This is a genomic window from Variovorax sp. PMC12, assembly GCF_003019815.1.
Taxonomy (GTDB): domain Bacteria; phylum Pseudomonadota; class Gammaproteobacteria; order Burkholderiales; family Burkholderiaceae_C; genus Variovorax.
Genome location: NZ_CP027773.1, coordinates 5,563,908 through 5,585,101 on the forward strand (window position 1 = coordinate 5,563,908; position 21,194 = coordinate 5,585,101).

Sequence of the window (21,194 nt, forward strand, 5' to 3'; positions counted from 1 at the left end):
ATACTGCCGCTGGCGATCTCATGCACTCCACCAAATTTACTCGTTACAGGAGCCCTGGAGCGACCCTATGACGATCTCGAACAACGCCATCCTGCCACAGCGCGTGGGCGGCGCTTCGATCAACATCGAAGACGAACTCGTGACCTACATGCGTTCGCTGGCTAGGACGTCCAATCGCAAGATCGAGGCAGTCCTTTCCTGGTATGGGCTGCGAGGGGGAAAGCGGCTAACGCTTGAAGATATCGGCGATCAATTGGGCGTCACTCGCGCTCGGGCGCAGCAGATGATCAATGGCGCGTTTCGAACGGCCATCCTCGCAAAGCCACTGTCTGTGCTCGCCGCTGTCTCGCAACTGCTAAGCGAGCAGCAGTGCATTCGTGGCGATGAGTTGCTGCGATTGCTGTCGGCCAACGGCATCACCTGGCCCGGAAGCATGGATGGCCTGCTGGTATTGCTGCACGAGGCGAATCTGTGCACAGGGGTGGGCTTGTACACAGCGTCTTTTCAGAGCACCACCCGCGGTGTCGTGGCCGAGCCCGCCTCCCTGTACCTGGGCCGAGAGCGATTCGTCGAGATGTTGAGGCGATGCTTCAAGGAGGCCTCCGATCTGCCGGGGCAACTTGGTATCGCCAACTTGAGGGACCTCGCCGCCCGCAGCAATTGGCCGCCTGATAGCGAACGCTTCGTGCGCAGCGCCATCAAAGCCTCGGGGGTCACCTGGTTCGATGAGCAGGGCGAGGACTTCTGGTATGTCTTCGAGACCCGCGCCAACACGCTGTTCAGTCTGCTGGCAAAAGTGTTCGCGGTGATCGATGCGGCCGAGATCTCGCAACTTGGACCTGTGCTGTCCAATGCTCTTCGCAAGCGCTCGCAGGCCTATGAATATCCGAGTGTGCCTGTCATCGAGTCGTACCTGCGCAATTCCGTTTACCTGATCCGACACGAGGAGATTGTGACCTGGGCCGGACGCGAGGCGCAGGACGGCACAAGCCATCAATTGGCGCCGATTGAACGCGACACGGTGCAATTCCTGTCCGCGGTGCCGTACACAACGTATCCCGCCTTAAAAGAACACCTGCAGGGAAAAGGCTACGGTGATCCGGCGATCGTCAAAGCCACCATGAGTTCCGCGCTGGTCCAAGTGGACAGAAGCGCGGGACGCCAGAACTACCTGTACCGGCTTGTGCCGGCCGCACACATGCCGGTCGTCGACCAGAATGCAGCGCGCTACGCGCAGTTCGTGGCCAAGCTGGGTGAACTGCTTGAGCACGGAACGGACGAGGAAGTCGAAGGCACGCGTCGCAAGGAACAGGGGCTTCTGCAGGATTGGCTGTTCGCAGGCAAGAAGGAGCAGTGCTGCGCCATGTGCGGGCGCACTTTCTCAGTTGGCGCGCTGGTGACGGCGCACAAGAAAAGGCGGGCCGACTGCGTAGCCGCAGAGCGGCTTGATCCGCACATCGTCATGCCGCTGTGCACCTTCGGTTGCGACTACCTATACGAGCGCGGCTATGTGTACTTCGACGGCTTCGAGATGGTGGCGAACCAGGACATGACCGCTGCAACTGCTGACTGGAAAGCCGCACAGGATCTGGCCGGACGGTCGTTGCACAGTTTATTTCGCGCCGGCGGCTCGAAGTACTTGCGCGGCAAGCCAGCCGTCTAACCCCTTTCAGCTTGGTGCACCTCTGCTCGTCGAAGCGGCACGGGATTTCCGAGCAGACGGAAATCTTCGGCGCTCGCTGGCGACCGCGCTGGCGTAAGCGCGAGCCGGCCGCTCCGAACGGCTGCAGTCTAGTGTCGGGCGAACTGGTGGTACCGGCCAGATGCGGAGTCGCTGGTGCTGCTCGCGGGCCTGTTCTACTTGATCCTCAACTTGCGATAGGGGTCGCTCCTGAAAATGCATGCACAAGGTTCCTGCAGGACAGAGTGAAAAACTGCTAGAGCACCGCCCAGCTCACACCGAGCGCAACCCGAGTTGCTATTCAAAGCGCTCATTGCGCGCCTGATGCTCCTCGAGCTCCCGCCTCGTCTCGCGGTCAATCGTGAGCATCACACGGCTTCTCCAACTCGCGACAACATTGGCATTCTCGGGCCCCAGTACGTCCGCCAACTGATCCAACAAAGGTAGTCGCTGCCGGATGGTTTCCGCCCGAGAGCCACTCCATCCAGAAGGCTCCACAAGTTCCACGAGTACCGCACCGACTGCCACAGGATCGGGTGAGTTTTGAAGCAGCGTCAGGACACGCTCGGACCACCTCGGGGCCTGGTTGCTCTCCGCGACGGCAAATGCAGGCAATAACGGCGCGACCCGAAGCCATCTCTGCGGTGATCCGGTGCGACACCAGTTCATGAGCGCATCGATCGGAATTTCGGTCAATGCGCTGGTTCTACGGCCCCCAGCCAGTGCGTAGCGACGCATGTAGTAGTTGTCGGTGTCGTCCTCATCGCCCACCAGCGCATTCAAGGCAAGGTGTGGCTGAACCTTGAACAAGGCCGCAATTGTTTCGGTGAGGTCATAGCGCGAGAACCTGTGGTCGTCGAACTTCTGGCGCAACGTCGAGAGCAGGGTGCGTGCCGTCGATTCCCCTTCAGGTCTGCAAAGGAATTTTTTGATCACGCCGGAGAGCTCGTGATCCAGACGATGATGCGGGTTGGCTAGGGAAGCGTTCGCGATCAACGTATGAGCGGCCGCCGTCACGAGGGGGCCGATCGGATGGTCCTTGCCATGGATGTGCATATATAGAACGTCGATGGCGACACTAAGACCATCCGGCTTGATGCTCAATTTCTGCAGTAGCCCGGCAAGAAGGTCGTCCGACAAGTGTTCGGTTGCGCGGCCGAACGCAAGATGCCGGAATACCCACGCGGTCACGGCAGGGTTGTCCATGGACGTAAGCAGGCGACTGCATCCTGACTCGTCGAGCGGGGCGCTCAACTGAAGTACTGGAACCCACGGTGCGAGAGCTGCGCGGCCCATCGCCTCATCGAGGCAGCGCTCGAATGTGCCTCGATCCCGGCCATGCGTCGCATGCAGAAAACCACGGAGGATTTGGACACTTCGCTGCTCTTCAGGTGTGTCTTCAAAGGCGCTTGTCACTGCCGCCCAACAGGCGCTCAACGACTCCACGGCGTCGGCCAAGCCTGCCCCAAAGCTCCAATGCCGACCTTGCTGATTCGTGACAAGCAGAGGCAGAAGGACATCGAAGGCTCCCGGGTCATTGGCGACGAGCTCGCCAAGCTCCTTCGCGCGCACTTCAGCAAGCTCGTAGCCAGAGACGGCGTCCTCCCCCTCAACGTAGTCAAGCCCGGAGGCGTAGTCAACCAGCACCGTGGCCTTCACACGGGCGACGAGCGTCTTCGGACGAGCGCGCTCCTCCAGCTTCTTAAGCCGTTGGAGCACGGCGGCGTGCAGCGACTTTTCGTCGAACCGGATGGTTTCCCGGATGCCCAGCCATCCACGCTCCCAGCCCAAGTCAATCAGCCGCTCAGCGACGGGCTCCAGCACGTCCGCCATACCCGCAACTGACCAGAGCGTCCGAAAGCGCTTCGCCAAAAGATCTCGCGCGTCGGAGGCCCGTGGCCCGCTTCCCGTGGCCACCTCGGCGGCGAGATTGATAAAGGTAGCGAACCACTCGCGGATCGCTTTTCCTTCCGGGTTGGAGCCATAGTCGCGCACACGAGCGCCGAATTCGAACTCGTAGCTTGACGAGAAGTGATGCGCCTCCATGGTGGAGTCAAGTGCTTTCAAGCCAATTTTCCCCAACACTTCGTCACCAGACTCCAATGTTTCTCGGATCCAATTCGCGCGTTGTTCCGTTGTAGCGTGCGTGCCCGAAAGGTAGAGCGTAAAGAGGGATGCAATTACGGATCGGGTGGGCTCCATACGCTCATCCTCAGCCTCAGTGCGAGCAAAGGCGACGAGGACAGACAGACATTCGTCGAAGTACTTTGGCTCGTAGGCAATGGATCGGACCAGTCGAACAAAGCGCGTGCGTGAGGGTGCTTTCGCTGACAGTAGCTCTGCCGCTGCAGGCCCCTCGACGGCTCGCTTGATAGCGGATAAGGTTCCCGCAGGAGAAACCGGCGCAATGTTGGACAGAACTTCCAGCAGGAATGGGGAGAGGCCCGCTACGTCCCCTAGTAGACCGCCCTCAGCCAGCCAGCCTTTGGCGAATCTCTGGGCAGATGGTGAGGTGTGCAGGTAGCCTAGCCGCCGAGAGAAAGAGCGCAGCAATCGATCTTGGGGCGCCACCAGCTTCGCGTGCAGCAGTGAGTGTGGAATGGAATCGAGCGCTTGCGCCGCAAGCGGGTTCGCGATCGCATGAGGAAGAATGGCGCGCCACTTGCTTCGGCGCTGTGCCAGGCCGCGCTGCTGGAGGTCATTCACAAGCCGGTAGAGCGTCAGGGGCGAGATTTCAGCGAGTGCGGATAGCGCACTGAGCTCGCCTTCTAGGTCTTCTCCATCGAACGAATAGACAAGGGCACATGCCTCGGCGGCGACCTTCAGTTCGTGATGCACTTCCTTGCCGAGCCAGAAGAGGCGATCGAACAAGGCGCGATCGGTCAGACCAGCGAGCGAGTCATTGGAGCCCATCGTATTGGCCAAGGCGATTGCGACACGGGAGTTGCCATCTGCGAAATCGGTGATGGTCTGGGCATTGACTTGCGAGATCTGCGGAAATTGCTGCTCGATGACTTTCGCGATGAGGTCTGGGGACGCCGCGTCAAGTTGAAAGACGCTTGTCTCAAGAGGCAAGTCCTCGCGAATGTCGTATTCGATCGTCAACAGGCTCACGCGATCAGAGATCTTGCAGCGCGCAGTGAGTTGACCGTGAAGTTCGGAGCCACAGTTGTCGACGACCAGAATCGCTCTGCGGCGCGAGGCAAGCAGTTCGTCGAGCAGTGCCAAGGGGGTCGGGTTGGAGCCTTCCCCTGTATCGGTATAGATCGCATGGTCCTGCGGGAGCGCCTCGGGGGCTGCCTCCTCTTCGAAGAGCGCCTGCGCAAAGCGCGTCTTCCCGACACCGGACAGGCCAGTCAAGCGAATTGAGGTCCCCCCAGTTCTGAGCATGGACCTGATCTTATGGAGGCCGTGGGTCAACGTGAGGCCGTTTTCCCGATCATGAGGGTCAAACAACCGGTGTTTCTCATCGGGAAGGAAGGGCTGCGCCTTGCCATCACGCGTGTTCGACCACTGACCATAAGGACGCCAACCCTGAAGGGCGCGTCCCAACTGGCTTCGGACCCATGCGACAACACCAGGATGCCGATTGGTCCAGTCGGCCAATCTCCTTGCGTCGTAATAGTCGACAAGGGCGGTCGCGGCTTCAGCTTCGCCGGCCACCGCGGCTTTCATTGCTGTGACGCGCCGCTGGTACTCGGCATCTGCCGCAGCGTCGGATGTCGCGATGATGTAGGCACCGTTTCGTTGGACCAACTCCTTTATAGAGGATCGTAGAACGCCCCCTGGGCACATCTCTTTCTGGATCTCATTCAGTCCCATCTTGGTCGCTTTGACCTGGAAGCCGACAACGCTTCGCTCGAAGTGGGACTTTTCGGCGTCCTGCTCGGAGAGCTGAACCCTGACGTCGATGCCTCCGTCAGGTGCACGCTGGTCGCCTCCCCATGTCACCGCCATCGGCGGGAGTACGGCGTCAGCCAAGCGGGCGAAACAAAGTCGCGCAATCAGGCCTCGAAGATCGGTGTCGGACAGGTCCGCAATATCTCGGGGGGAGATTTCGAAAAGTGTCTGAGCGCCTTGGGGTGTCGGCTTGCTCTTTTTGGGGCGAGCTCCTCTGGATTGCCCCCGGGTCACTTGGAGGTCGCCGCTGTCTTCCAGTGCGCGCACGTGCTTCTGCGCCGCACTTCGCGACGCAAACCCACAGGCTGTCGCGATCTCGTCAAGCGTGGGTGGGCGCCCGTCCGCTTCTACTCTGGCATGGATGAATGCCAAGACTTCACGCCTGCGGTCGCTTGATTTGTTCATGGAGAACAAATGTACTCTTCGCTGAGAACATTTGTCCACTTTTTCGGGGTGCCTGCGAAACGCGACCAAGGCTGGAGCTGGACTGCGACGTGCGCGGATCTCGCGAAAGATAAATTCTTGGGGTAAATCGACTGACGAATTGCAGCGCGAGTACGCGGCGGCCCTTTTTGATGCCGCGCTGCTCCGTCACGCGCCGCAGCTCAGCCTGTGAGACCTGCGCTTGCCCCTAGCCCTGAGTACGCCTTGATCCGTTAAAAAAGGCTGTGATGGCTAGCGCCGATCCGGGCGGAGAGATCGGCCACTCGATGGCCTCGCTCCATGATCTGCTTGACTATCTCGATCTTGAATTCTTCTGGGCAGAGTTGCTTGCTGTGCATGGCATATCCGATTGGGCCTCAGTTTGAAGCTCGAAGGTGTCTACTGGGTCCGAGGCGATTCAGCCTGTACTTGGCGAATGACCAATGTCAGATGAGCAGCGGCCATACCTTGCACGGTCAGTCGAATGACTGGTCCTGTTAGAAGCGGCCGTCCAGACCGTCGTCCGCGAATGCCTCTGACCAGTCTGAAATAGCCATTCGCTCAAAGAGGCTCGAAGACCTCCACGCCGGCGAAACCTCCATCAGCCAAGCATCGAGATCATCGAAATGTCCGGTCGCGCAGGCGATGTGTTCCTGATGGACTTGCGCGCGCCGCACACTCCATCGGTCAACTCGACGAAGAACGTGCAACTGATGGCCACCACGCGCTTCTTCTTCGGTCGGCCTTCGCGCCAAGCCCTTCCGCATCACATTTTTTAAAAAAAGTGCACGCCAGCTCTGTCGGCCCTTTCAACCCAAATCCTCAATACCCCGCCCCGGATCAACCACATCCGTCGGCTCTTCCCCCTCCGCCACACGCAGGATGTCCGCCGCACTCTGCCGCGCAGACAAAGAGGGAATCGCAACCAAAGCCAGATGCGGCGTGATCAGTACATGCTTCATTCCACACAGCAGATCATCGGCCGGCAGCGACTCGCGCCCGAACACATCAAGAGTCGCGCTGCCCGTGTGCCCGCTCTGGAGCAGTGCGGGCAGCGCGGCCTGACGCCGACCAACGCCCCGCGGGCCACGTTCGACAAGGCGGCGCCGGGGCGCTGGCGCTCAAGCCGTGCGCGGTCGAAAAGGCTCTTTTGGTCTGCGATCCGATGCGCTCGCGATCACCCGCGCAATCACCGAAGTCAGGGTTTCCAGTCGCGAACGTTGCAGACCGTCTTGGTGCCTGGGCCCATGTCCTTGACCTCGCCGGCCCCAGCGGCTGGTTGGCATGGCCGGGTCGACTGCTCGTTGTCCATGGCAGAGGAGCGCGCCCACACGGAGACCAGGCCGGAGTTCTCGATGGTCTGGTTGCAGCCCTCGCGTGCGTGAAAGGCGTGAATGGCATTTCGTTCAAAGTAGGTCAGCCACTCCTTGTTCGAATCGGTGTTGGCGAACCATTTCTTCCACCGGCCGTTCGAGCCGTCGATTTCGACTGTCCAGCCCTTGTCGCCGCGCTTCTGACGAAACTGGTCGCTGTCCCAATTCATCACCATGTATTTGTTCTGGTCGATGCACTGCGGCTTGGTCAGTGTTGCGTACATCTCTTGCGGGTGGTGATAGTGGAACGGGTAGGTCGTGTTGAACAGCTGAGCCGTCATGCCGATCTCGGCGCCCACGGTTTCCCCGTCGATCTCCTTGATGCGCAGGTTGCCCCATGGTCCCATGACCTCTGCGTAGAGGTAGCCGCCGCGGAAGCGTTCGCTGCCCGCGGCCTTGTTTTCGGCATAGAAGGGAATCCAGCCGACCGAAGACCATAGCGTCGGCAGTCCGTTGATGCTCACGTCCTTGGCCCAATGGACGCTCGTGTCGGTCCGCGAAGTGACGGCGACGAAGTTCTCGTTGAACTCCAGGCCGGCCTTGCCCACTTCGCCGCCCATCTTCTTGTAGAAGTCGGTGAGCAGTGGACGGTTGAGCCACTTGGCCGTTGCCGACAGGTTCCTGGTCTGCTCGCTGGGCGTGTAGAGGGGAAATTCCTTGTAGTTCTTCTGGGTGTCGAAGCACGCCTTTGCCTTCTCCGGCTCCGCCAGGACGGCTCTCACGTGCTTGGCCATCAGCTCGACGTCACGGTACTTGAGCACGCATCGCGTCTGCGCCTTTCCGGTTTGAGAGCTGTATGTCTGAACGGTTGCCTGCGCAGAGTCCTTGCATTGGCCCGTTGGCGTTTCGATGGTCTTCAGGAACTGGCCCAGGTAGGTGAGCGACTCGTTCCAGAACTGGTCCACCAACTTTTGCTCTTCGGGCGTGTGGTTCACAGGTACCACGTCGTCCTGGCACTTGAAGTCGGCCGCGAAAGCATGGACGGATACGAGTGCGCTGCCGATGAGGCAGCTCAGAATGCGTTTGCTCATGTTTGTCTCCTTGGATACTGCAAAGGAACAGAAGCCGGGTCGCCCTCGAACAGGCGAGGCCGCTTTCTGAACTCAGGAATTGACGTCGACGACGACCCGCCCGCGGACTTTTCCGTCCAGCAGCCTTGGAGCCGTGGCGATGACCTCGGAAAGGCCGATCTCCTTGGCGATGTCCGGTAGCTTGGAAAGGTCCAGGTCGGTGGACAGGCGCTTCCATGCCGCGATTCGTTCTTCGCGAGGGCACATCACGCTGTCGATGCCCACAAGCGTTACGCCACGCAGGATGAACGGGGCTACCGATGCGGGAAGGTCCATTCCTCCAGCGAGGCCGCATGCGGTCACGACGCCGCGGTATTTGGTTGCGGCACAGATGTTTGCGAGCGTGTTGGAGCCGACCACGTCGACGGCACCGGCCCATCGCTCTTTCTGCAGCGGACGTCCGGGCGCCGCGAACTCGGCACGATCCAGCACGAGGCTTGCACCGAGTCCCGTGATGTACTGGGCCTCGTCCAGGCGGCCGGTCACGCCCGCGACCTGGTAGCCAAGCCTGGCGAGGATCGCCACCGCAAAGCTGCCGACGCCACCGGCTGCCCCGGTCACCACGATCTCGCCCGCTTCCGGTGTCACCCCGTGGCGCTCCAGTGCCATGACGCAGAGCATGGCGGTGTAGCCTGCCGTGCCGATCGCCATGGCCTCGCGCGGAGAGAACGTCGTCGGCAGCGGCACGAGCCAATCGGCGTCGACGCGTGCGCGTTGCGCCAGGCCTCCCCAATGCCGTTCACCCACGCCCCAGCCATTCAGCAGCACGGCATCGCCGGGCTTGTACATCGGGCTTTCGGACTCTTCGACCACGCCCACCAGATCGATGCCTGGAATCATCGGGAAGGAGCGGGCGATGGGAGCGCGTCCGGTGATGGCCAGCGCATCCTTGTAGTTGAGCGTGGAGTAGCTCACGCGAACCGTCACGTTGGCATGCGGAAGCTCGCTGTTGTCGAGCCGCTTGAGCGCGGCTCGATCCGGCCCTGGGCCGTCATCGATGACGATGGCTGAGAAATGTGATTGCATGGTGTTTGGACCTGTCTTCTATGAAGGGAAAAGCCGGTGCGCGGCAAATCAACGGTGCCGGAACACGGGCGCGCGTTTCGACAGGAAGGCATTCATGCCCTCCTTCTGGCCGTCGGTCGCAAAGGCTGCCTGGAACAGGCGGCGCTCGTGCAGCATGCCTTCGGACAGGCCTATTTCCAGCGCGCGGTTGACGGCTTCCTTTGCCATGCGAACGGCCGGGGCGTTGTAGCCAGCGATGGTGTGGGCAGCTTCGAGAGCCGTCTGCAGCAGTTCGCCCGCCGGCACGATTCGCGCGACCAGGCCGGCGGCCTTTGCTTCGGGCGCGGTAAGGCTGCGACCCGTAAGAATCAGGTCCATGGCCAGGGCCTTGCCCACCGATTTCGTGAGACGCTGGGAGCCACCTATGCCGGGCAGGATGCCGAGCTTGATTTCGGGCTGTCCGAAGTGCGCATCCTCGGACGCGATGATGAAGTCGCACATCATCGCGAGTTCGCAGCCGCCGCCCAACGCATAGCCGCTGACGGCCGCGATGATCGGCTTGGAGACATCGGCAAGCTCATTCCACGCGGCGAAGATGTCGCGCGACTGGAGTTCTGCAAACGTCTTGTCGGCCATCTCCTCGATGTCGGCTCCTGCGGCGAATGCGCGGGGGCTTCCGGTGATCACGATGGCGCCTATGTTGTCGTCCACGTCGAAGGTCTTCAGGGCATCGACCACCTCGCGGGACATGCGCACGTTCAGCGCGTTGAGCGGCTTGGGGCGATTCAGCGTGATGAGGCCGACCCGGTCGCGGCGCTCGACAATGATGGTCTCGTACCGTGCGGACGGAGCGTCTCGTGTTGCAGGCGGCGTGGCAGCGTCGGCGGCCGGTGCGGGGATGCTCCTGGCGGGGGCTGGCGCGGAGGTCTTTGGTGAAGTTGCGGCAATGGACATGTGGAGTTCTCCTTCGGACAGATGGGACGGATGGTTCAAGCGGCGGCGTCGAGCTCTGCGCTGCCGGCCGCGGGTGCGTAGTCGCCGGTGCGCGACATCAGTTGCGCGAGGATGCTTTCGCGGTGTTCGTCCAGGCCCGGAGCGCGCAAGGGCGTCTGCACGTCGATGTCGGCAAACGCGCTCATCTTGATGGGGTTGCCGGCTGTACGGATGGGCTTCTTTCCCGCGCCTTCGACTTGAACAATCATGTTGCGCGCCAGGAGCTGCGGATGGTCGAACAGCTTGTCGATGGTGTTGATTGGCGCGCACGGAACGCCGGCTTCGTTGAGCCGCGCGATCCAATGGGCAATCGGCTCGTTTCGTGTGATGTCTTCGATGGCCTGGACCAGCGCCGGACGATTCCGGCAGCGCAGGTCATTGGTGAAGAACCGCACGTCCAACGCCAGCTGGGGGCTCTCCAGCGCATCAGCCATCAGCATGAAGAGCTGGTCATTGCCTGCGGCGATGACGAAGCGTCCATCCTTGGCGGCGAAAGTCTCGAACGGCGCGAGGGACGGGTGGCAGTCGCCGGTCCGCATCGGAACTTTCTTTTCCACGTCGAAACGAGCGAGCGCGGTTTCCATGAGCGCGGCCTGGCAATCGAGCATGCCGATGTCCACTCGGGTGCCCTGGGCGTCGCGTGTGCGCTTGTAGAGCGCCGAAACGATTCCGATGGCTGCGAAGAGCGCCGCGCTGAGGTCACCGAAACTTGTGCCGACCCGTGCCGGAGGGGCGTCCGGCCATCCGGTCAGGCTCATCACGCCGCCCATGGCCTGCACGACCATGTCGTAGCCGGGAAGGTCGCTGAACGGGCCGGTATGCCCGAAGCCTGAGATGGAAGCGTAGACGAGATGAGGGTGGGTGCGGGCCAGGCGTTCCGCGCCGTAGCCGAGCCGGTCCAGCACGCCCGGGCGGAAGTTCTCCACCAGTACGTCGGCCTCGGACAACATGCGCTCGAGCAGGTCGCGGTCGCGTGGGCTCTTGATGTCCAGCGCGATACTTTCCTTGCCCCGGTTGAAGCACATGAAGTAGGCCGATTCGTGGTCCACGAAGGGGCCGAACGCTCGGGTGTCGTCGCCGGTCGCGATGCGCTCGATCTTGATGACGCGCGCTCCGAGATCCGCCAGCACCATCGTGCAGTAGGGTCCGGCAAGTACGCGCGAGAAGTCCAGGACGGTGATTCCGTCCAGCGGCCCTTTCTTGGGGGGCGAGCCCGGGGTGGTATCCATGGCGGATGTCTCCTCTTTGGGGGTAAGTCAGATGCCAGCGAGAATCCAGCGCGCCGCCTTCTCGGCGATCATGAGCGTCGGGCTGTTGGTGTTGCCGCTGGTGATGGTCGGCATGACACCGGCGTCGACGACCCGCAGGTTCTTGACGCCGTGGACATGCAGATGGCTGTCGACGACCGAGAGTCGGTCGCGAGCAGGGCCCATGGCTGTGGTTCCGACCGGGTGGAAGATGGTCGTTCCGATGTCCCCTGCCAGGCGGGCGAGCTGCTCGTCCGTTTCGTATTGAGGGCCGGGCTTGTACTCGACAGGCTTGTAGGGAGCCATGGCTTGCTGGGCCGCGATGCGCCGCGTCACGCGCAATGAGTCCGCTGCGACTTGCCTGTCTTCCGAGGTGCTCAGGTAGTTCGGCGCAATGCGCGGAGCTTTGTCGAAGTCGGGGCTCGAAATGGAGACTTGCCCGCGGCTGGTCGGATTCAGGTTGCAGACGCTCGCCGTGATCGCCGGGAAGGTGTGCAGCGGTTGGCCGAACGCTTCCAGGCTCAAGGGTTGAACGTGGTACTGGATGTTCGGGTGAGCGTACGACGGGCTGCTGCGAGTGAAGATCCCGAGCTGCGACGGGGCCATGCTCATCGGGCCGCTGCGCTTGAGAACGTACTCCAGGCCGATTCCTGCCTTGCCCCACAACGTAGCGGCCTGGGTGTTCAGGGTCTTGGCTCCCTCCACCTTGTAGACCGACCGGATCTGCAGATGGTCCTGGAGGTTGGCTCCGACGCCCGGCAGGTGTTTGACCACGGGAATCTGCAGTTGGCGCAGGGTGCTCTCGTCGCCGATGCCTGAGAGCTGCAATAGCTGTGGGGAGCCGATGGCACCGCAACTCAAGATGACTTCGCCGCTGGCATGGACTGCCTGGCGGTGGCCGTTCATCACCAGTTCGACGCCATGGCAGACAGGCTGGCCGTCGGCGGATTGTTCGAGCAGGAGCCGGCTGGCTTGCGCGCCAGTCCACACGGTGAGATTTGCGCGGCTCTTGCGAACGGGCTTCAGGAAGGCCTTTGATGCATTCCAGCGCCATCCGCTGCGTTGATTCACCTCGAAGTAGCTGACGCCATCGTTGTCGCCGCTGTTGAAGTCATCCGTGGCAGGGATTCCAGCCTGCCTGGCCGCGTCGGCGAAGGCATCGAGTACTTCCCACTTGAGGCGTTGCTTCTCGACGCGCCATTCGCCGCCGGACCCATGCAGCGACTTGAAGACAGCGCCGTGCCCATTCAATGCTGCCGCGTTCCGGGCGTCCAGGCGGTAGTGGTCTTCGTGCGCCCTGAAGTCTTGCAGGCAGTTTTCCCACCGCCATGCGTCGTCGGCGGTGACGTTGGCCCAATGCTCGTAGTCCCGGGCCTGTCCGCGCATGTAGATCATGCCGTTGATGCTGGAACACCCGCCCAAGGTCTTGCCTCGTGGATACAGGAGCTCACGCCCGTTCAGGCCAGGTGAGGCTTCGGTGCGGAAGCGCCAATCGGTTCGCGGGTTGTCTATGCAGTAGAGGTACCCGACCGGAATATGAATCCATGGATAGCTGTCAGGTCCGCCCGACTCGATGAGGAGGACTTTCCTTGCCGGGTCGGCGCTCAGACGGTTGGCCAGCAGGCAACCAGCTGTGCCTGCACCGATCACGATGTAGTCGAAGGAAGGGGGCGTCATGGATGAATTTCTTGTGCGACCAGCGGTGTGAGGCGTCTCATTAAATAGACCGATCGTCTTTTAAAGGGTCAAAAAAAGGGCCTTGGGCTTGCGCAGTGACAGCTGCCAGGCCCGGCGGCAGGGCCTGCACTTGCCAAGAGCTGGCTGCCTTCTTGCCGACAGCGAACAAATATTAGACCGATTGCCTAATTAAATGATTAGGGTTTGTTCGGTGTCTCCATGCTTCGACGACGCGCCCCATGCCCAGGTGTCCCGAGGAAACACTCTGGACATATTGATCCGATCGGTCTAATACTCGCAGGATGCATTCACTCGCCGCACTCCCTCGCAGAAGAGGGCGGCCGCCAAAGGCGGCCGGTGAGCACCGGGAAACTCGCGAGCAACTGCTCCGAGCTGGGGTGGCCGCACTCACCGAGAAAGGTTTCTCCGCAACCGGCATCGATGAAGTGCTGACGGCTGTGGGCGTTCCCAAGGGCTCGTTCTATCACTTCTTCGCGAGCAAGGAAGCCTACGGTGCGGAGCTCATCCGGCTCTACGCCGACTACTTTGTTCGCAAGCTCGACCTGGCTTTGCTCGACACGAGCTTGACGCCACTTCAGCGCATCGATGCTTTTTGCAAGGAAGCCGAACAGGGGATGGGCCGGTTCGACTTCAAGCGGGGCTGCCTCATCGGCAACCTCGGCCAGGAGATGGGCGCGCTCCCGGAAGCATTCCGGAAGCAGCTCAGCGACGTGCTCCTCGACTGGCAGGAGAGAGTTGAACGCTGTCTCGAGGAAGCGAAGCGTCTTGGCGAGATTCCAGAAAAGGCCGACTGCGCACGGCTATCCGCCTTCTTCTGGATCGGCTGGGAGGGGGCCGTCTTGCGGGCAAAGCTCGAGCGCAAGAACGAACCCCTGCGGATATTCGCCGAAGCTTTTCAGGCGTGCGTGAAGAACTAGGATAAGTTGACGAGGCCTGCCGACACGGCCACCATGGCCCAGCACCGCCACAGCCGTGGCTTGCAAGGAGCCATCCCATGACCGAAACCGACAAGCTATTCGCGGGCTCGATCCCCAAGCTCTACGACACGCTCATGGTCCCGTTGATCTTCGAGGCCTACGCAGCCGACACGGCCGAACTGGTGGCCGGCTTCTCGCCGGGCGCGATCCTCGAAACAGCCGCCGGCAGTGGCGTGGTCACGCGCGCGCTAGCGCCCAGGCTGGCCACCGGCACGCGCTACGCGGTGACCGACCTCAACCAGCCCATGCTCGACTACGCCGCCAGCCGGCAAGCCGCCGATGGCCGCATCAACATCGAATGGCAACAGGCCGACGCGCTCAAGCTGCCATTCGAAGACGCCTCGTTCGATGTCGTCTGCTGCCAGTTCGGCGCGATGTTCTTCCCCGACCGCGCCGCCGGCTATGCCGAGGCGCGCCGCGTGCTGAGGCCGGGCGGGCGCTTCGTCTTCAGCGTGTGGGACCGCATCGAGGAGAACGCCTTTGCCGATGAGGTCACCAAGGCCATGGCCGAGCTGTTCTCGCAAGACCCTCCGCGATTCCTGGCGCGCACGCCGCACGGCTATCACGACGTTGCGCTGATCCGCGAAGACCTGCGCCGCGCCGGCTTTGCCAGCATCCATATCGACACGCGCGAGAAGCAGAGCCGCTCGCCCTCAGCGCGCGACGTGGCCACTGCCTATTGCCAGGGAACGCCGCTGCGCAACGAGATCGAGTCGCGCGACGCCAACGCACTGCAGCGCGCCACGGACCGTGCGGCACAGGCCATTGCGAGCCGTCATGGCGAAGGCCCGGTGGCCGGCAAGATCCAGGCGCATGTGATTGTGGCGGCGGGGTAGTTGAGGGTGGGCCGGCCGGGCTGGGCCGACTGCGGGTACAAACCGAGGTTCTCGTTCTCACCTGCCTGCTTGTTCTTCCTCCAATGTCCAGCCTTCCTCACAGCCCTTCCGCCGACCGCAACAAGCAGCCTATCCTCGATGCGTTGACCGCCATCCTTGGCGAAGAGGGCGCCGCACTGGAGATCGCGTCCGGCACGGGCCAGCATGCGGTCTGGTTCGCGGCGGCGATGCGCAGGTGGAGCTGGCAGCCCACCGACGCCGACCCGCGCATGCTGCCCACGATGGCAAGCCGCATCGCGGAGGCCGCGCTGCCCAATCTGCATGCGCCGCTTCTCCTCGACGTGATGGAAGCCCGATGGCCATCGGAGGGTTCCGCGTTTGCCGCAGGGCAGGGAGACAAGCAGTTCGACGCGATCTTCTGCGCCAACATGCTGCACATCTCGCCCTGGGCCACATGCGCCGCGCTGATGCAGGGAGCCGCACGGCATCTGCGTCCTGGCGGGGTGCTCGTCACCTACGGACCTTATTTCGAAGCAGGCGTGCCGGCGGCGCCGAGCAACATCGCGTTCGACGAAGACCTGCGCGCACGGAATCCCGACTGGGGCATTCGTCGCCTGGACGACGTGGCCGCGCAGGCGCAGCAGGCCGGGCTTGCATTGCGCCAGCGGCATGCGATGCCTGCGAACAATCTGCTGCTGGTCTTCGGGCTTCGGTGAATGCTCCGAATCAGGCCATGAACCCAACGCTTCGAATTCTTTTCATCGCCGGCTGCGCGCTGCTCTTCGGGTTCGTATCGAACTCCATCCTTATCGGGGTCGGGCATTGGTACGAATTGAAGCTGGCTCGCAGCGAGTACGACATCTCCGACGCCTTCATGATCGCCGTCTTCGTGCAGGCACTTTGCGTCGTTGCCGGTGGGTTCGTCGGCAACTGGCTGTACCGGCGCTGGCGCAACAAGAAGAAAAGCGCCGGAACCTGACCTAGGCCGCCTCCGCGTACCGGCTCGAATACCAATCCAGCAAATCCCCCGCAGGCAGCGGACGCGAAAACAGAAAGCCCTGCAGCTCATCGCATCCCATCGCGATCAGTATGTCGCGCTGGGCCTCGTTCTCCACGCCTTCGGCCACCACGCTCAGGCCCAGCGCGTGGGCCAGGCGGATGACGGCGTCGATCACGGCCCTGGCGTCTTCCTTGGTCTGCAGGTCCTGCACGAAGCTGCGGTCGATCTTGACCTGGCGCGCGGGCAGTTTGCGCAGGTGGCTCAGGCTCGAATAGCCGGTGCCGAAGTCGTCGATCGACAGGAACACGCCGACCCGCGCCAGCCCTTCGAAGGTGCGCTGCGTGGCCTTGATGTCTTCCATGGCAACCGATTCCGTGATCTCGCACAGCAGCAGCGTGGCCGGCACGTCGTGCCGCAGCAGCGCCCGTTCGACGCGCGCGACGAAGTCGACCTCGCGCAGCTGCATGACCGACAGGTTCACGGCCACGCACATGCGCGTGCCCTGGGCCTGCCATTGCGCGATCTGCCGGCAGGCCTCGTCGAGGATCCAGTCGCCCAGGTGCACGATGAGGCCGAAGCGCTCGGCCAGCCCGATGAATTCGGTCGGGCCGATCAGGCCGTGCTGCGGATGGTTCCAGCGCACCAGCGCTTCCACGCCGCTGATGCCGTGGCCGGTGCCGTTGATCTTGGGCTGGTAGTAAAGCTCGAACTGCTTGAGCTCCACCGCGCGGCGCAGGTCGCTCTGCAGCTGCAGTTGCTTGGCGGCATCGGCGCCCATGTGCGACTCGAACATCACGTAGTTGCCGCCGCCCGCGCGCTTGGCCTCGTACATGGCCGCGTCGGCGTTGGCCACCAGCTTGTCGGGCTCGCCTTGTTCAGGGTGCAGCACGATGCCGATGGAGCATGCGATCTGCAGCTGCTTGCCCTGCACGTTGAAGGGCTCGCCGAGCGCGCGCAGCACGCGGTTGGCGGCTTCCGCGCATTCGGCCCGGTCGCGCACGCCTTCGAGCAGCAGCAGGAACTCGTCGCCGCCGATGCGGGCCACGGTGTCGCCTTCTCGGGTGGTGCGGGCCAGCCGCTCGGCGGCGACGCAAAGGATGCGGTCGCCGGCCGAGTGGCCGAAGGAGTCGTTGATGGGCTTGAAGCCGTCGAGGTCGACAAACAGAACCGCAATGCGCTCTTCGACCTGCAGCTGGTTGGCGCGGTTCATGCGCGCCAGGGCGTGGCGCAGCCTGTCTTCGAACAGCACGCGGTTGGGCAGGCCGGTCAGCGCGTCAGTGAAGGCGCGCTTCTGCAGTTCCTGGTTGGCCTGGGTGAGTTCGGCATTGGCCTCTTCGAGCGAGCGCGACAGGCGCCTGGCGACCAGCTGCAGCCGCGATTCCAGTATGGAAGTGAAGAGCGTGCCCAGCAGCAGCAGCCCCGAGGCCAGCCCGACGATAGCGGTGAGCCCGGTGCCGCCCAGCTGGCCGGCGCTGAGGCAGACCGAATCGGCCGGGAAGCTGGCCGCCGCCATGCCGGTGTAGTGCATGCCGCAGATCGCGATGCCCATGACCACCGAGGCCAGGAACTGGAAGGCCACCCGGTGGTTGCTGCGGGCATTGCCCAGGTACTTGAAGATGAACAGCGCCGCGGCCGAGGCGCCCAGGCCGATCAGCAGCGACAGCAGCACGGTGGGCGCGTGCCAGACGATGGGCGGCGCCATGTCGAGCGCGGCCATGCCGATGTAGTGCATGCCGCAGATGCCGACGGCCATTGCCAGCGAGGCCACGGCGATGCGGCGCAGCCCATAGTCGGCCTCGCTGGCCACCCACAGCGCGACGCCCGACGCCATGACGCCGGCCACCCACGAGGCCAGGGTCAGCCCGCCGGAGAAGCCGAGCGAAATGGGCAGCGAAAAACCCAGCATGCCCACGAAGTGCATCGACCAGATGCCCGTGCCCATGGCCAGCGAGCCCAGCGCCCACCACAGCAGGTGCGGCCGTCCGCTGGCGTGCCGCACGCGGCGCGACAGGTCGAGGGCCACGTAGGAAGCAAGGGTCGCGAGGAGCAGGGACGCGGCGACGGCCCACAGGTTGTGCTGCGACGGAAGAAAGGCGGGGAGATTGTTCACGGTGACGGTGCAAAAGCCGCGCGAGGGCGCCTGGCGAGCACCGCGCCGGCGCTCATGTCCTCAGGCAGAAGCCGGCCATCGCGGATGAGTCTGCCACAGTTTTTCCGGCGGCCGCCTTACCATGCGATCAGGAAAAACGGGTGCATCCAGTCGCCGCTTGGCTGCGTACGGGTGTCAGTGGCACGCATTCCGGCGTGCCTTCAGCCGAGGAAAAGTCATGCCGCAGGACATCGCATTCGCCATCCGCTGGGTCGAAAAGGGCCTGGTGCCTGACCCGGTGGTTCGCCGGGGCATTCGCCGGTTGCTGAAAGACCGGCTTGCGGAGCTGCATTCGGGCAACGCGCTGGCGGTGGCCGAGCTGACGCAGGATTTCGTCGCCCGCATGGGCGCGGCCAACCTGGCGCCGCTGCCCGAAAAAGCCAACGAGCAGCACTACGAGGTTCCGGCCGCCTTCTTCGGCGAAGTGCTGGGAAACCACCGCAAGTACAGCAGCTGCTACTGGCCCGAGGGCACCCGCACGCTGGAAGAGGCCGAATCCGCAGCGCTGGCCGCCACCTGCGAGCGGGCCGGCCTGGCCGACGGGCAGGACGTGCTGGAGCTGGGCTGCGGCTGGGGCTCGCTCACGCTCTGGATGGCCGAGCACTACCCGGGCAGCCGCATCACGGCGCTGTCCAACTCCAATTCCCAGCGCGAATACATCGAGGCGGAGGCGGCGCGCCGCGGACTGGGCAATGTGCGGGTGCTCACGCGCGACATCAACGTGTTCGACACCGACGAGCGCTTCGACCGCGTGGTGTCGGTCGAGATGTTCGAGCACCTGCGCAACTGGCCGCAGGCCTTTGCCAACGTGGCGCGCTGGCTCCGGCCGGGCGGGCGCTTCTTCATGCACGTGTTCGCACACAAGGAAGCGCCGTACCCCTTCGAGGTGCGCGACCCCAGCGACTGGATGAGCAAGTATTTCTTCTCCGGCGGCATGATGCCCAGCGACGACCTGGCGCTGCACTGCCAGGACGACCTGCGCCTGCTGCGCCGCTGGCGCTGGGAAGGCAGCCACTACCAGCGCACGGCCGAGGCCTGGCTGCGCAACATGGACGCGCGCCGCGACACGCTGCGCCCGCTGTTCCAGGCCACCTACGGCGCCGAGGCCAACGTGTGGTGGACGCGCTGGCGGCTGTTCTTCATGTCGGTGGCGGAGCTGTTCGGCTTCGACCACGGCCAGCGCTGGTGGGTGAGCCACTATCTGTTCGAGCGACGCGCATGAGGCTCGCCCCCAGGCTTCGCGCACTTCGTGTCGCTTCTCCTTCCCCCTGCCGGGGGCGCCGCCTGTGGCCCGGCGGCGCCGGTTCCACGGCGTCTCTTGAATCTTCGAGGGCGGTTGCGTCATGAGCGGCATGGTGTCGGTTGCATTCGCCGGTTTGGCCCTGACGGCGTCTCTGGGCTTCCTGACATGGGTGGCCAGCCTGGTGCGGCATGACGTCAGCCTGATCGACCGCATCTGGTCGGTCTGCATCGTGGGGGCGGGCATCGTCTATTTCCTGCTGCTGCCGGTGCAGACGGTGCGCGGGCTGTGCATGGCGGTGCTGGGCGCGGCGTGGGCGGTGCGGCTTTGCCTGTATGTCACCTGGCGCAACTGGGGCCACGGCGAAGACCGGCGCTACCAGGCGATCCGCGCGCGCAACCAGCCGAACTTCGGTTTCAAGAGCCTGTACCTGGTGTTCGCGCTGCAGGCGGTGCTGGCCTGGATCGTTTCGGCGCCGTTCCTGCCGGGCATGGCGGCGGCGCGGCCGCTGGGCGCGCTCGATGCGCTGGGCATCTTGCTGGCGCTGTTCGGCATCTTCTTCGAGGCGATCGGCGACGCGCAGATGGCGCGCTTCAAGGCCGACCCGAAGAACAAGGGCCAGGTGATGGACCGCGGCCTGTGGCGCTACACGCGCCATCCCAACTACTTCGGCGAAGTGTGCGTCTGGTGGGGGCTGTGGCTGCTGGCCCTTGGCGGCGCGGGGTGGAGCGGGGCATGGAGCGTGGTGTCGCCGCTGCTCATGACCTGGCTGCTGCTGAAGGTATCGGGCGTGAGCATGCTCGAAAGCGATATCGGCGAGCGCCGCCCGGCGTATCGCGACTACATCGCGCGCACCAACGCCTTCCTGCCGGGGCCGGTGCGCGGAAACCACAAGGCGCCGTGAGCAAAATGACGAAGAAGCACTGGCTCTGCGCGCTGGCCGCATTGGCCGCGCTGTCGAACGGGGCGGCCACCGCCTCGGCCGCCGGCCCGTCGGGCGGCGAATGGGATTTCCGCGTGCTGCTGGACGACTCCCCCATCGGCGAGCATCGTTTTGCGCTGGCCACCAACGGCGGCGAGCGCAAGCTGGTGAGCGACGCGCGCTTCGCGGTCAAGCTGCTGGGCGTGACGGTGTACCGCTACCGGCACGAGGCCACCGAGCTGTGGCGCGGCGACTGCCTGCACCGGCTCACCTCCAAGACCGACGACGACGGCACGCCCGAGAAGGTCACCGCCGAGCCCGCTGGCGACAACGCGCTGGCCGTTGCCACGCCCAAGGGCACCCAGTCGGTCGACGGCTGCGTCATGAGCTTCGCCTACTGGAACCCCGCGATCCGCACGCAGGCCAGGCTGCTGAATTCGCAGAGCGGCAAGCTGGAGCAGGTGCGCATCAGCAAGGCCGGCAGCGGCACGGTGGAGGTGCGCGGCCAGCCGGTGGAGGCCACGCGCTGGCGCATTGCGACCGACGCGCAGCCGATCGACGTCTGGTACTCGCAGCAGGGCGAATGGCTGGGGCTGGACTCCACGGTCAGCGGCAACCGCAAGCTCAGCTACCGGCTGAAGTAGCAGGGGCTGTGGCGGTGCCCGCCCGGCGGTGGCACC

17 protein-coding genes and 2 pseudogenes are annotated in these 21,194 nt (G+C 63.6%); 9 read left to right on the forward strand and 10 right to left on the reverse strand.

Features of this window, described 5'->3' with window-relative positions:
* Positions 1–67: 67 nt before the first annotated feature.
* Positions 68–1,663, forward strand: coding sequence for a hypothetical protein (locus C4F17_RS26115; RefSeq protein WP_106937173.1), 1,596 nt, complete (start codon positions 68–70; stop codon positions 1,661–1,663).
* A gap of 315 nt (positions 1,664–1,978) precedes the next feature.
* Here the strand turns inward: C4F17_RS26115 and C4F17_RS26120 are convergent, their stop codons facing one another.
* The gene (locus C4F17_RS26120) at positions 1,979–5,986 is read right to left on the reverse strand and encodes a hypothetical protein (RefSeq protein WP_106937174.1); all 4,008 of its coding nucleotides are present in this window, start codon (positions 5,984–5,986) and stop codon (positions 1,979–1,981) included.
* Between the two features lie 148 nt (positions 5,987–6,134).
* Positions 6,135–6,306 (reverse strand): annotated as a pseudogene (locus C4F17_RS33500) (IS3 family transposase); the annotation flags it as partial.
* Here C4F17_RS33500 and C4F17_RS33505 point away from each other — a divergent pair.
* The gene (locus C4F17_RS33505; RefSeq protein WP_234382996.1) at positions 6,253–6,390 is read left to right on the forward strand and encodes a hypothetical protein; all 138 of its coding nucleotides are present in this window, start codon (positions 6,253–6,255) and stop codon (positions 6,388–6,390) included. The pseudogene C4F17_RS33500 and the gene C4F17_RS33505 sit on opposite strands and share 54 nt — an antisense overlap.
* A 423-nt stretch (positions 6,391–6,813) precedes the next feature.
* Here C4F17_RS33505 and C4F17_RS33510 read toward each other — a convergent pair whose 3' ends face one another.
* The 7 genes and pseudogenes from C4F17_RS33510 to C4F17_RS26155 all read right to left on the reverse strand — a co-directional run bounded on the left by C4F17_RS33510 (position 6,814) and on the right by C4F17_RS26155 (position 13,369).
* Positions 6,814–6,966: a hypothetical protein gene (locus C4F17_RS33510; RefSeq protein WP_234382399.1), complete on the reverse strand. Its 153-nt coding sequence runs from the start codon at positions 6,964–6,966 to the stop codon at positions 6,814–6,816.
* 27 nt (positions 6,967–6,993) lie between these two features.
* Positions 6,994–7,059: pseudogene (locus tag C4F17_RS33515) on the reverse strand (hypothetical protein); the annotation flags it as partial.
* Positions 7,060–7,202: 143 nt separating this feature from the next.
* Positions 7,203–8,408 carry a dimethylsulfonioproprionate lyase DddY gene (gene dddY / locus C4F17_RS26135; protein ID WP_106937176.1) on the reverse strand — a complete coding sequence of 402 codons (1,206 nt, stop codon included), beginning with the start codon at positions 8,406–8,408 and terminating at the stop codon, positions 7,203–7,205.
* Positions 8,409–8,480: 72 nt separating this feature from the next.
* Positions 8,481–9,473 carry an acrylyl-CoA reductase (NADPH) gene (gene acuI / locus C4F17_RS26140; protein ID WP_106937177.1) on the reverse strand — a complete coding sequence of 331 codons (993 nt, stop codon included), beginning with the start codon at positions 9,471–9,473 and terminating at the stop codon, positions 8,481–8,483.
* Positions 9,474–9,521: 48 nt separating this feature from the next.
* Positions 9,522–10,406: an enoyl-CoA hydratase gene (locus C4F17_RS26145; protein ID WP_199851894.1), complete on the reverse strand. Its 885-nt coding sequence runs from the start codon at positions 10,404–10,406 to the stop codon at positions 9,522–9,524.
* Positions 10,407–10,441: 35 nt separating this feature from the next.
* Positions 10,442–11,674, reverse strand: coding sequence for a CaiB/BaiF CoA transferase family protein (locus tag C4F17_RS26150; RefSeq protein ID WP_106937178.1), 1,233 nt, complete (start codon positions 11,672–11,674; stop codon positions 10,442–10,444).
* A 27-nt stretch (positions 11,675–11,701) separates the two neighbouring features.
* Positions 11,702–13,369, reverse strand: coding sequence for a GMC family oxidoreductase (locus tag C4F17_RS26155; RefSeq protein ID WP_106937179.1), 1,668 nt, complete (start codon positions 13,367–13,369; stop codon positions 11,702–11,704).
* A 302-nt stretch (positions 13,370–13,671) separates the two neighbouring features.
* Here C4F17_RS26155 and acuR point away from each other — a divergent pair, with 302 nt between their 5' ends.
* The 4 genes from acuR (at position 13,672) to C4F17_RS26175 (ending at position 16,182) form a co-directional block, all read left to right on the forward strand.
* Positions 13,672–14,307, forward strand: coding sequence for an acrylate utilization transcriptional regulator AcuR (acuR, locus tag C4F17_RS26160; protein WP_106937180.1), 636 nt, complete (start codon positions 13,672–13,674; stop codon positions 14,305–14,307).
* Positions 14,308–14,384: 77 nt separating this feature from the next.
* Positions 14,385–15,203 (forward strand): class I SAM-dependent methyltransferase, encoded by an 819-nt coding sequence (locus C4F17_RS26165; protein ID WP_106937181.1) that lies wholly within the window; start codon positions 14,385–14,387, stop codon positions 15,201–15,203.
* 83 nt (positions 15,204–15,286) lie between these two features.
* Positions 15,287–15,919 (forward strand): DUF938 domain-containing protein, encoded by a 633-nt coding sequence (locus tag C4F17_RS26170; RefSeq protein WP_106937182.1) that lies wholly within the window; start codon positions 15,287–15,289, stop codon positions 15,917–15,919.
* Positions 15,920–15,936: 17 nt separating this feature from the next.
* The gene (locus C4F17_RS26175; protein WP_106937183.1) at positions 15,937–16,182 is read left to right on the forward strand and encodes a hypothetical protein; all 246 of its coding nucleotides are present in this window, start codon (positions 15,937–15,939) and stop codon (positions 16,180–16,182) included.
* Position 16,183: 1 nt separating this feature from the next.
* Here the strand turns inward: C4F17_RS26175 and C4F17_RS26180 are convergent, their stop codons facing one another.
* Entirely contained in the window at positions 16,184–18,313 is a 2,130-nt protein-coding gene (locus tag C4F17_RS26180; protein ID WP_106937184.1) for a putative bifunctional diguanylate cyclase/phosphodiesterase, read from the reverse strand.
* A gap of 217 nt (positions 18,314–18,530) precedes the next feature.
* On the opposite strand from C4F17_RS26180, the gene C4F17_RS26185 reads away from it, so the two are divergent.
* From C4F17_RS26185 to C4F17_RS26195, 3 genes are all read left to right on the forward strand, one after another.
* The gene (locus C4F17_RS26185) at positions 18,531–19,574 is read left to right on the forward strand and encodes an SAM-dependent methyltransferase (RefSeq protein ID WP_106937185.1); all 1,044 of its coding nucleotides are present in this window, start codon (positions 18,531–18,533) and stop codon (positions 19,572–19,574) included.
* 121 nt (positions 19,575–19,695) lie between these two features.
* The gene (locus C4F17_RS26190) at positions 19,696–20,496 is read left to right on the forward strand and encodes a DUF1295 domain-containing protein (RefSeq protein ID WP_081270237.1); all 801 of its coding nucleotides are present in this window, start codon (positions 19,696–19,698) and stop codon (positions 20,494–20,496) included.
* Between the two features lie 5 nt (positions 20,497–20,501).
* Entirely contained in the window at positions 20,502–21,158 is a 657-nt protein-coding gene (locus C4F17_RS26195) for a DUF6134 family protein (RefSeq protein ID WP_106937715.1), read from the forward strand.
* The last annotated feature ends 36 nt before the right edge of the window (positions 21,159–21,194 follow it).